The 13,498-nt window shown below is 49.4% G+C and carries 2 protein-coding genes (1 of these 2 running past the window's edge); both read right to left on the bottom strand.

Annotated features, from left to right (window positions below):
- Positions 1-1,635, bottom strand: coding sequence for a cyclic peptide export ABC transporter (locus Q0779_RS08845; protein ID WP_298771744.1), 1,635 nt, complete (start codon positions 1,633-1,635; stop codon positions 1-3).
- A protein-coding gene (locus tag Q0779_RS08850) for a non-ribosomal peptide synthetase (protein WP_298771746.1) crosses the window boundary here: on the bottom strand, positions 1,628-13,498 show its 3' portion. 2,457 nt of this gene lie beyond the right edge of the window; 11,871 of the gene's 14,328 nt are visible here — the last part of the coding sequence; the start codon falls outside the window, past its right edge; the stop codon is at positions 1,628-1,630. The genes Q0779_RS08845 and Q0779_RS08850 overlap by 8 nt, the downstream gene beginning before the upstream one ends.

Below are 13,498 nucleotides of genomic sequence, written 5' to 3' on the forward strand. Positions count from 1 at the left end.
TTAGCTTACCTTATTCAATATGTCGGCAGACGGTTCAATTTGTTTGAATTGCCCTTGTTCGAAGGTCAGTAACAGATCACAACAGTCAAAATACTTGTCATCGTGGGTGATGGCCAAAACCGTTTTACCGGCTGCTTGTAATTCCGGCAACAATTGTTGATAGAACATCGCTCTGAAGTGCGGATCCTGATCGGCTGCCCATTCGTCAAAGATAATGATGTCCTTGTTGTCAAAAACATTGAGTATAAAGGCCAAGCGTTTTCGTTGTCCCATCGATAAACGAGTGGTCGAAAAAGCGCCGTTAATGACCTCAACTTTGCCGGACAGCCCCATTCTGTCGACCCATTGCATAATGACTTCGTCGGCAACCGGCACACCTTTATTATCAATCACATGTTCAAACAGATATTGGTCTGAAAACGTCATGGTAAACAGTTCTCTATAAGCTTCAATGCCAAGCCCCTGCACCTTTTGTTGATCAACCAAAATTGTTCCGTTAGTCGGCGCATAAAGATGGGTCAGGGATTTGACCAGGGTGGTTTTTCCACTGCCATTGCCACCAGCCAAAAAGATGATTTCACCACGGTTGATGGTCAAATTCACCGGCCCGATGGAAAACGGCTTTTCACCGTCATCCTGTGTCGGATAAGTAAATTCAAGCGCCGCCAACTCAATGGTTTGCCATTGTGAAAAAGACACCTGGTCGGCACTTTGCAGACCCTGCTTAGCGGTCAAATCCAGCGCCTGCAACCGCGATAGCGACGCTTTGCCCCGGGCAAGCAACTGAATGGTATTGAGAATGTAATCAATCGGCCCGATGCAGTACGTCATTACCACAATAAACATACCGACCTGACCCGCTTCACCAAGTTTGACACTCCAAAACGCTACGCCACCGATAAAGACAAATAACAACATAGAACCGACCGAATGGTTCAGCCCCCAAATCACCCGGGTTTGAAAATCCAGCGTTTGCAATCTTGCCGCATCCTTGTCGACCACTTGTTGAAGGTAAAAGTCGCGGCGACTTTTATTCAGCGACAAGGTTTTAGCGCCTTCTACCAGTCCACGAACGCCGAAAAACACATCATCCTGAACTTTACGGGTCGCCAGCGTCTTTTGGGTGCCTTTGCTGGAGATAAAATGCAACAGCACCAATACCGGCAGCAACACCACGCCAATCACGCCCATGTAACCCGGTGACAACCAGGCCAGGTAACCCAAACATGACAACACCAGCATGCAATAAAATATCAATGACGGCGTTTCTGCCATCGCCACCGATATGTTATTGATATCTGTGGTCAGCGCATTATAAATCCGGTGTTCACCGTTTTTTTCCAGTTCGGCGATATCCGTGCCCAACACCTTGGCACTAAGCCCCATGCGCAATTGGTAAACCAGACTGGCGCTGATTTTTGCCATCAAATAAAACGACCCCACCGAAACACTCAGCGAACACAATAAAATGCCGCAATACAATGCCAGCGATGAGCCCAGGTCCACTTGGCTGTTTTCGTCGACAATGTCACCGATGATGGTAAACAAATAGACAGAAACCGCCGCGCCAAAAGCACTCAGCAAAATCGACAATGCGATTTTAAACCGCATCATTGACAAGATTTGTTTAAACATTTAAGGACTCCGAGGCATTGCTCATTTGGTTGATTAAATTGTTAAATTGCGCGACACAAGCGCCGACCTGTTGCGGCACAACAAAACGGCCGTCGGTATCGATGCGAATATCCAGTTGCGCCGGGTTTGCTGCCGGACTGATCGCCACATTCAGCGGATAATGCAGTTTGTCGTGACCGCCGGATGCCAGCACTTCAATGGACCCGGCCTGAGCCGCTTGACGGTGATGAAAATCCATATAATTCATTGTTGCCCAATAAAATTTCCCAGACGGACATGTTGCCCCATGAGTCTCTATGGCCAGCAGGTGCTGGTGAATCTGCTGTAATTGCAATGCAACGCTGTCTTGTTGCGTTACCAGCAAAGGCGACATGTGCCAGAACAGGCCAATGCCTTTCAACGGATCTGACAACTGCTCACTTCGGCCGTTGGTTACCACACCTAAGGTATTGGACTGCGCGGTAAACACCTGGTTGAGCGCCCTGCTTAAGGCATAGGCATAAATCACTTTAACCGGCACCTGATAATGCTCACAGGCTTTAGTCAATTGCGCAGGCCCTGGACCGATGAAATTCATTTGCTCAGACACACCAGACACACCATCATTGCACTGCGGCAATTGAACACTGATATCACGACAATACTCAGGCCAAAAATCATCCTCTTTTGGCTGTTGTCGCTGAGCATCACCCAGGCCGACAAACTCTTTGAAAATATTGCCTGATTTTGGCAACTGCTGATGTGCTTGCTCGTAACAATGGCAAATCTGATTGATCAGCTCGACACTGCTCCAACCATCGATAATGGCGTGGTGAATACTGAAGATCACCTCAACCTGGGCCTTGCCCGTGCTCACCAGATAAAACCGCAATAGCGCATCACTATTTGGAATAGCAAACGCGCGGCGACGGTCTGCCAGCAACAGCTGCTCAAGCGCTGCACTGAGCGCACTTTCATTAAGATGTTGGTAGTCCAATTGTCTGATATCGACGCTGAGCGTTTCGTCTATCCACTGAAACAGCTGTCCTGAGTGACTTTCAACAAAGCTGGTCTGCAACATCGGAGTGGCGTTAAATACCCTTTCGATGGCCTTTTGCAAACGCTCGGCAGTTAGCTTGGGACCACTTAAACGACAACAATGTTGCACATGGTAAACGCCTTCATCTGTGCCATTATTTCGCTTACGATATTGTTCAATCATTACCGATTGCATTGGCGTTATCGGGTAAGGTGCTTTACAAGCCGTCACAAACGACTCGCCAGTTAAATCCCAGTGGGCGGCGTTGAGCTGTTTGTCCTCTGACACCAGTGTCACAACCTTGGCCAGTTGTTGAATGGTTTGATGGTCAAACAACATCCGGCTGGAAAACGACAAGCCACGCTCTTTGGCCAATGCCACCAGACGAATGACCTTGAGCGAATCACCACCCATGACAAAAAAGCTCCGGGTGGTACAAATCCGGGGATTGCCAAGCACTTGCGAAAACAGCTCTACCAATGCCAGTTCCAGTTCACCTTGGGCTGCAACAATCGGCGCCAGCTCTTGTGTCGCCAGTTGAACCTGGTGATTTGCCTCAAGCCGCTTGCGGTCTATTTTACCGTTACTGTGCTTGGGCATGGCGTCAACAAACTGCATTTGTGACGGCACCATATAATCCGGCAAATATTCATCACACCACTGGGATAAGGCTTCACTGTGCACTTCAGTTGCGGCACTATAAAAAGCAACTAGTGTCGGCGTACCTTCATGCTCCAGAACTGTGGCGACGACAGCATCAATGTCGGCATGGTTTTTCAGTACCTGTTCGATTTCAGCCAGCTCTATTCTGAATCCTCGCAGTTTAACCTGATGGTCGGTGCGGCCAAGAAAATGAATATCGCCATGCTTATCGCAAACCACCCGGTCACCGGTCGCATACGCCCTGTCTCCCTGAGGCAGCATCTTAAAATGCCTGGCCGTTAAATCAGCCTGGTTGATATATTCTTTGGCAATACCATAACCGCTGACCACCAGTTCCCCGGCAACGCCGACAGGGCATAATTGCCCGGCACTATTGCAAACGCTCACCTGTGAATTAAACAAAGGTCGCCCTACCGGTATTGCCGATTGCTGCGGATCAACCAGGGCCGTCAAACAACCTATGGTAGCTTCTGTTGGTCCGTAATGATTGATAACACGGCATTCCGAGCGAGCTTCGGTCACCTTGGCAACCAATTGCGGGTCGATGGCTTCTCCGCCAAGGAACAGCCTTGATGAAGGCAAGTACTGAGCTGAAATATTGCTGCCAAGCAAAGCACTATAATGCCCAGGCACTATTTTCAACAAATCAATGGCGCTATCGGCAAAGGCGGCACAAAACAACGACGGGTCGTTCATTTGATCTTCAGTGAATACCACAAGCGTGGCACCTGTCATCCACGCAGTGAAAATTGCCGTATTACCCAGGTCGGTATTGATTGGTGTCACCACAGCATGCTGCCACTGCGACTCAAATTGATGTTGCTGACAAATAGACTGGCTGTAGTTGAGCAAGTTTCTATGAGTGTTTACTACGCCTTTGGGTTGTCCGGTCGAACCCGAGGTATAAATGACATAAATAGTGCAGTCACTATCAACTGGGTTGGTGTGATTATCCGCATTCAAAGTGCAGATATCAGTCCACAATGTCGGATTCAATACCGCAGATTTAACTGCTGCGTTTTGTAACCCGCTATCGAGAGTTGTATCAGTCATCAACAGGAATTTGACCTGCGCATTGTCGAGCATAAACCGCTTACGTTGCAACGGTAACTTATGGTCGACCGGCACATAGTAACCACCGATTTTGATGATCGCCAGCAATGCCAAAATCATGTTGTCACCCAGCTCTGCCGAGATAGCAACACCATCACCTCGGCCGACACTGGCTGCCATCAAATATCGCCCCAGCTGATTGCATCTTTGGTTTAATTGAGCATAGCTGTAGCTGACGTTGCCAAATTTTAATGCGGTTTTGTCAGGGTAGCGCTGAACATTTTGCTCAAAGTGATCCAATATGCTCAACCCTTCCAGTGGTCGTGTTTCGCCGCTTAAACTAAAGGTTTGTTGGTCTGGCAAATAAGGCACGCAACCGATTGACTGCTCAGAATTGAGCGCTACCTGCTCGCACAATAAAGCAAATGACTGGGCCATAGTGGTGATCTGCTGCGGTGAAAAAAGCGCAGCATCATAGCGCCAGGCACATTCAAAACCATTTTCAGCAGCACTGATATTTAAGGTTAAATCAAATTTACCTGCAATTGTGGTCTCTTGAAGCGGTGTCAATTCAAGCCCTACAAGGGTGCCCTGCTGCGCTTCAAATGAATTAAAATTAAAAGAAATCTGAAACAGAGGTGAGTGATCCAGCGCCCGCTGCGGGTTGATAAGCTCTACGACTTGTTCAAAAGGGATCAAATTGGTCATTGCCTGATTAAACGACTGGCTGCTTTGGCGCAGGTGCTCGGCAAAACCCGTTTGCAGTGCCGATCTGCTGCGGATTGCCAGCGCATCAACAAAAAATCCAACCAGAGGTTTAAGCTGATGGTGCGAGCGATTGGCCACCGGCACACCCACAACCACATCATCACTGTTGCTCCAGCGATGCAAGTGCGCCTGAAACAGCGCAAACATCACATTAAACACACTGACCTGACTGCGTCTGGCCAGTTGTTTTAATTGCTCGCTCATTTGCCCATCCAGGGTAGCAATGTGCAACTTGCTGTCCATTTGATGATCTTTCAAACGCGGTTTGTCGGTCGCCAACGAATGCAGCAACGGCATATCGGCAAGCGTCTTCAACCAGAATTGTTCTTTGTCCTTAATCTTATCGCCAGACAGTTGTTGCCTTTGCCAGGCGGCATAAGCCCGATAAGAGATTGGCAACGGTTGCAGATTGGCCGGGGTGCCTTGAACCAATTGGTTGTAGATGGCCGTCAGTTCAGCAATAAATACCTGCATTGACCAACCATCAAAGGCGATATGATGCACCACCACATGCAGAATGTGCTGCTGATCTGCTAGTCGCCGAACCTGTACGCGAAGCATCAGGTCGGTGCCAAGATCAAACGCTTGTTGGCTGAATAAATCCCGCTGCTGTTGAGCTGTATCTGCATCAAGTGTCTGTTCACACCAATCGATGGCAAATTCCGGCTGTTCGAGGACCACTTGGCAAGGCTCTGCACCATCAAAACGGATCACAGTGCGCAACGCTTCATGGCGCATCACCAGCTCTCTTAAGGCCTGATTTAAAGCATCAAGTCTAAGGTCACCCCCGACCTGATAAGTGGCGTTAATATGGTAATTTTGTTTTTGTTCGGTAATGGCATCAATCAACCACAGCTTTTGCTGGGAGTATGATAAAGGTGCAGTTGCCCCCTTATCCAACGGCTTGATATGCGCCACCGTTATGCCTGCCGGGGCTTGGCGCATAGCCTCAATCAGCTGCGCTTGAGCCTGAGCGGTCGTGGCGTTAACCAGTTCCAGCAAAGTGATCGACACTGAGAATTGTTCGCCCAAAGTCATCGCCAGGCGAGTGAGCAGCAACGAATGGCCGCCCAGCTCAAAGAAGTTGTCGGTAATACCTACCTGCTCCAGGCCAAGCAGCGACTGCCAGATTTGGCAAATGGCTTGTTCTATCTCATTGGACGGCGCCACATAAGCCGACTGCTGCAAGGACATATCCGCTTCAGGCAAACGTTTCAGGTCGACTTTTCCGTTGGCGGTTATTGGCAATGCGGCCATTGGCATAAAGACTGAGGGCAGCATATATTCAGGTAAATGCGCTTCAATGGCTTGTCGCGTTTCACCGAAAAATTGACGACGTAATGCTCGAGCCGCCTCATCTTCTGCCTGCAATTGCTCGGCATTATCGACAACCACATAAGCCACCAGGTGCCGCTCACCTTGTGGACTGACTTGTGCCACCACAACTGCTGCATTAACCTGTGCGTGTACGACAAGCGCCGTTTCTATCTCACCAGGTTCAATTCTAAAACCACGGATTTTCACCTGATGGTCGATACGGCCCATGTGAATCAAATCACCATCGGGCGACCAACGCACCAAGTCACCGGTTTTATACAAGCGTTCAGAGCTGTTGCTGTCATTTGCGTCATAAAAAGGGTTGGCGACATAAGCAGCTTGTGTCAGATCCTCACGATTGAGATAACCTCGGGCAAGACACGCCCCCCCGATATACAATTCACCGGCGACACCTCGGCGCTGCAATTGTCCTTTGCTATTGAGAACATAGGCAGTGACATTGTTCATCGATTGACCCAAACAAATAGGCTCACCGGGATGCAACTGTCTTATGGTGACGCAAATGGTGCTTTCTGTCGGTCCATAGACATTGAAGAATTTGACGTATGGTGTCCAGGTGTCCACCAAACTTTGATCATATGCCTCGCCACCGACCATCACATGGCTTACACCTGACAAGAATTGCGGCTGCAACATTTGCAATACCGCCGGAGTCATCATCAAATGACTGATAGGGTTAGTTTGACTAAGCGCTTTCAGTTCAGTCTGGGCATCCAGCGAAGAAGATAGTACCAAAGTCGCACCTCGGGTTAAAGAGACCCACACCACCCAACTGGCGGCATCAAACCCTATCGAGGTGTTTTGGTAGTAACGACTGGTCGGTTCGACCTGTGTGCGACGTGCACTGTCTTGAATATTATTGACCAATGAAAGATGTTCAACCATCACCCCTTTGGGTTGGCCGGTAGAGCCTGAGGTATAAATCACGTAAGCCAGATGATTGACGGTCAAATCCAGTTCTGTCGGGCTGATACTGGCATCACTGTATGCCTTGAGTTGCGTCACAAAGTCGACATCATCAAGATAAACTGCCTGCTCGTCTGTAACCGGTGTGCGCGATTGGCATTGAGCATCTGTCAGCACTGTGGTCAGTTCGGCATCCGTCATCATAAAGGCAAGTCGAGCCTCAGGATAAGCCGGGTCAAGCGGCACATAAGCACCACCTGCCTTGAGTATTGCCAATATGCCAAGCACCATAGACATTGAACGTTCAAGGCAAACACCAACCAGACTTTCCGGTTTAACCTGCTCATTTTCAATCAGATAGCGGGCCAGACGATTGGCTTTGCTGTTTAGCTCACCATAGCTCATGCACTCACCTGCATACTCTAAAGCGATGGCATCGGGCCTGTTGGCCGCCTGAGCTTCAAACAATTGATGGATGTTTTGATCTTGCGTGAAATCAGCCGCGGTATCGTTCCACTGAATCTTTTGCTGATGCACCTCATCCGCACCTAGCATGGGTACCTCTAGAACGCATTGCTGTGGCTGAGCAGTCAATTGAGCCAATAAGGTTGCAAAATGCTCTGCCATTGCGGTAATGCTTTCCAGCTCGAACAACGCGGTATTGTATTCCCAACCCAACAACAGCCCCTGAGGGCTTTCAGTGACGTGGAGTGTTAGGTCGAACTTGGCGATATTGTCTGGTGCTGCAATCGGCTCCAGTGTCAGTCCCGGCAAATCCAGTGAATTTTGCTGGTAATTTTGTAGTACCAACATCACCTGAAATAGCGGACTATGGCTTAAACTGCGTTGAGGTTGTAATTGTTCGACAATCTGTTCAAACGGCACCTGCTGATGGGCGTAAGCATCCTGCAACAGGGCTTTGCTGCGCTCAAGCAAGGTTGCAAATGACGGCGCGTCGGACAAATCACTGCGCAATACCAGGGTATTGACAAAAAAACCTATAAGATCAGACGTTTGTGGTTGTTCACGATTGGCAATCGGACTGCCTATCACAATATCGGTCTCATTGGTATATCGTGCCAGCAGGACTGAAAACACGGCATGCAGCCCCATAAATAAGGTCGCACCGTTTTGCTGACACAGGTGATTGAGCTGCTGTGCCGTTTGAGCATCAATGCGGCTAAAATGCGTATCTCCGGCAAAACATTGCAGCGCTGGTCGCGGCTTGTCTAATGGCAGCGAGTGGACAACCGGCAAGTCCGCCAGTTGACGGCGCCAATAGCCCAGTTGATTATCCAGCACCTCTTGCTGCAACCAGTTGCGTTGCCAATGGGCATAGTCTGCATACTGAATTGCCAGCGGTGCCAATCCGCTATCGTTACCCAGCAAATGGGCACGATATAATGTGCTGAATTCATCAATCAAAATGCCCATCGACCATCCGTCTGAGGCGATATGATGCATGGTGACCAACAACACGTGTTCATTTTGCGCCAATTTGACCAGCTGGACCCGCAACATTAAGTCGGCTTTTAGCTCAAAAGTGCGCTCGGCATCGTTTGTCAGGGCGTGAGCCAACATCAATTCCCGTTCACCTTGGGCAAGTGGCGACAAGTCGGTTACTGCAATATCAAACCGGGCTTTGGCACTGTCAATAGGTTCGATGACTTGCAAAGGTTGACCGTCATCACCACTGACAAAATGGGTGCGGATGCTTTCGTGACGGTCAATAATTTGTCTAAATGCTGCTGAGACGGCTGCAACATTCAAATCACCGGACAATCTAAGTGCTACCGGCATATTGTAGTGGGCACTGCCCTCGCCGACGCTGTCCAGATACCAAAGTCGCTGCTGAGCGAAAGACAAAGGCAAAGCATTGGTGTCACGGCCAAGGGCTGTAATCTCTTGCAACCTCATGGTTGTGTCGCTACGGCCAAGCTCAGCCGCTAGATTGCGAATATCAGCCAAGGCAAAGATGCTATTGACGGTCAGTTCAAGCTGTAACCTTTGCTTGATCTCGCCAACCATTCTGACCGCCAAAAGCGAATGACCGCCAAGGGCAAAGAAGTTACTGGTAACACTGATTTTATCAGCCGGTATATCAAGCAACATAGACCAGATATCAGCCAGCGCACGTTCGTTGTCATTGCCCGGTGCAACATACTCACCCTGCTGTGATAACCCATCAGGGGCCTTAAGTGCCTTTCTGTTGATCTTGCCGTTAGCCGTCAGTGGCCACTCATCCAGCATAATGAACACAGAGGGCACCATATAAACAGGCAATTGTGACAATAAAGTTTGCTTCAATGTCTGTGCCAGCGCCTTGCCATCATCGGCGTGTTGTTGCTCAGGTACGACATAGCCTACCAGCCGTTTTTGGCCAGGCTGATCTTCACGAGCCAGTACGATTGCCGATGCAATACCATCACAGGCAGACAGGCAACATTCAATCTCACCCAGCTCAATACGCAATCCGTTTATCTTCACCTGACCATCAAGACGACTGATAAACACCAGGTTGCCGTCGTCGAGCAAGCGAACCAGATCACCGGTTTGATACAAACGGGCATCGGGTTTATCACTAAACGGATGGGGAATAAATTTTTCTGCGGTCAATTGTGTCTGGTTCAAATAGCCACGGGCCAAACCTTCACCACCGATGTAAAGCTCCCCTGGCACCCCTTGCGGGCAACAATTGAGATCTTTATCCAGCACCAGTAGTTCGATATTTTGAATCGGTTTGCCGATTGGTACACTGCGCTGTTCTCCAAGCAAAGAACAGTCAAATTGACTGACATCAATTGCCGCTTCTGTGGGGCCGTACAAATTATGCAAAGCCACATGCGCGGCCTGCTTTTGCAACGTTTTAACGTCATTGACCGCCAGGGCTTCACCACTACAAAAAACATAGCGCACAGTGTCAGCAAAGTTGGCTTGCTCAGTGTCCAAATAGACATTAAGCATAGACGGTACAAAGTGCATAACAGTGATCTGCTCAGCGCTTATCAACTCACTCAGATATTCAGGTTCTTTGTGACCCTCAGGTTTGGCAACCACCAAAGTCGCACCATAACCCAAAGTCCAGACAAATTCCCACACCGAAACATCGAAGCTGTAGGGCGTTTTTTGCAATACCTTGTCAGCCGTAGTCAGGCCATAAGCTTTTTGCATCCAGTCGATACGATTGACCAAAGCCCGGTGTTCCAGCATCACGCCTTTGGGTTGACCGGTTGAACCTGAGGTGAAAATAACATAAGCCAGGTTTTGAGCATGTTGTGCTTCATCGCAAACCGGGTTGTCTGACGAATAATCACTGAGCATTTGTTGATGTGCAATGCTGTCTAGCTCACTGACATTGACGTGCTGAGGCACACCCAGTGCCGCAGTCAATCCAGTTTGGCTCAACAATTGTTTAATCTGGCTATCTTCAAGTATGTATGCCACCCTGGCATTGGGTAATGTTGTGTCCAGCGGCACATAAGCCCCGCCCGCTTTGAGGACAGCCATGATGGCCACAACCATTTCAATCGACCTTTGCAGATACAAGCCGACCAGTACCTCAGGCCCGACGCCTTGGGCAATCAGGTAATGGGCCAGGCGATTGGCTCGCTCATTCAATTGCCGATAGCTCAATTGACCATCAGCAAAGATCACGGCGATTTGATCAGGAGACTCGTTCACACGTGCTTCAAACAGTTGATGAATCAATTGCTCCGACGAGTAACTTTCATGAGTGTCATTAAGTTGGTGTAGCAAGTAATTGTGCTCTTGTGGGCTCAACAATTGAAGCTCGCCAAGTTTGCTATCAGGCTTACTGACAATGCCCTGCAACAAGTTTTGCATATGCACAGAAAGTCTCTCGACACGCTCTTGCGTAAAAAGCGACTCATCATAGACCCATAACAGGCGGATCCCCTGCTCAGTCATTTCGGCGCTGATTTCCAAATCAAACCTGGCCACCAATTCATCGCTCTGTAGTGGCGAGAAGGACACGCCGGGCAGGGTTAATTCATCACTTTGCATGGTGTCCATGCTGAACATGATTTGGAACACCGGCGTATGTTCAAGACTGCGCGGGACATTACAGTGCTCGACCAAATGTTCGAACGGCACATCCTGGTTTGCCTGTGCGTCCAGGTTGACTTGTTTAACGTGTTCGAGATAGTTGGAAAAAGTGTCGAATCCGGTATCGGTTCGCAGCACCAGGGTATTGACGAAAAAGCCGATTAACGGCTCAAGCTGAGCTTGCATTCGATTGGCTACCGGTGTGCCGATAACAATATCATCACTGTTGCTGTTGCGTGACAATACCAACGAAAGCGCACTGTGCAACAACATAAACAAAGTCACTTGCTTGTCTGTCGCCAACTGTTGCAATTGCTTGGTCAGTGCGGCATCGAGCAAACCTATGACTGCTTTGCCTGCCGTTTGCTTGGTTTGTGGCCGGGCAAAATCCAGCGGCAACTCATGGGTGACCGGCACCAGCTCTAGCTGACCTTGCCAATAATCCAGCTGATTTTGCAGCACTTCTCCTTGCAACCAGTTTCTTTGCCATTGAGCATAATCTACGTACTGAATTTGCAGTGGCGTGAGTGGATCCGGCTCAGCGTTTAGTGCTGCCTGATATTGACTAACAAACTCTTTGACCAGCACGGCCATCGACCAGCCATCAGAGGCGATATGATGCATATTGAACAATAGCACGCCCTGTTGCGCCTGTGCCTTGTCGGCCAATCGAAGATAACTGGCCCTCACCATCAAGTCGCCACTTAAGTCGAAAACCCGCTGACTGTCTTTGCGTATATGTTCTGCAACTTGTTGTGACTGCTGCTGTGCAGGCAGGTTCGACAAGTCAAATTGTTCCAGAGTAAAACCGAATTGTGCACGGATCATCTGCACTGGTCCGTGGGACTGTTCGGCAAAGACGGTTCTCAATGATTCATGTCGCTGAATAATTGCAGTGATAGCCTGTTGTGCCGCAGCCACATCAAAAAGACCAGCCACTTTTAGTGCACACGGCATATTGTATTGGGCACTGCCGCCTGTCATTCGGTCTATCAACCACAGTCGTTGTTGGCCAAACGATAAAGGCATCCCGTCACTGTCTCTTTGACAGCGGGCAATAGTGGTCACTGCTTGGTGCTCGGCTTTGTCCAGCGTTGCGGCATAGTCTTTAAGCACAGGATATGAAAATACATCACGAATGGTCATCGCAGTTGCAAACTGTTTGTTCACCAGGGTCGTCAATCTGACTGCCGACAACGAATGGCCACCGAGTTCAAAAAAGTTGGCGGTGATACTGATTTGTGCAGATTTGCGTTGCAGCAATTGCGCCCAAATATCGACCAATGCCTGCTCGGTATCGTTTTGCGCAGCCAGATATTCACCTTGTGCCAGCGTGTCGTTTTGTGCCGCTAGCGGTATGAGTGCCTTTTTGTCGATTTTGCCGCTGGGCATCAAAGGCCAGCTTTGCAGTATCACCACACTACTTGGCACCATGTACGCCGGCAAATCCGCTTGTAATTGTTGTCGTAAAGTACGGGCAAGCTCAAGGTCGTCAACACCCTGATTGTTTTGTGCCACCACAAAGGCCAGCAACTGGGCCGATGCTGCGTTGTCGGTATTGGCCAACACCTGGCAAGAGGCAACCTGCCCATATGCGGCAAGTTGATGCTCAATCTCGCCCAGTTCGATGCGAAATCCGCGTATTTTAACCTGTTCATCAACCCGGCCGATATAATGCAGGTTGCCATCAGGCAGATAACGCACCAAATCGCCTGTCATGTACAGTCTGTCGTTGGCATTATCACTAAACGGGTCGGAAATAAAGCGTTCACGCGTCAACTCTTCGCGGTGCAAATAACCGTTTGCCAGCAGTTCGCCGCCAACATACAACTCGCCGACAGCGCCATAGGCGCAAAGTTGGCGGGTCTTGTCCAACACATAAAGTTTGCGGCCGCCCATGCCTCGGCCAATTCTCACCTGAGTTTTATCATCAATATCTATCGCTCTGAGGGTAGATGTGATCACCGCCTCGGTCGGTCCATAAGCATTAAACAGCTGACACTGCTGTGCTGCACCGCCATCAAACCAGCGCTCTACCACATTGCCCGGCAA

This window comes from uncultured Shewanella sp. (genome assembly GCF_947491715.1).
Lineage (GTDB): Bacteria > Pseudomonadota > Gammaproteobacteria > Enterobacterales > Shewanellaceae > Shewanella.

Coding starts and splice junctions, on each gene's coding strand:
- Q0779_RS08845 (WP_298771744.1), bottom strand. CDS start 1,635: ATGTTTAAACAAATCTTGTCAATGATGCGGTTTAAAATCGCATTGTCG.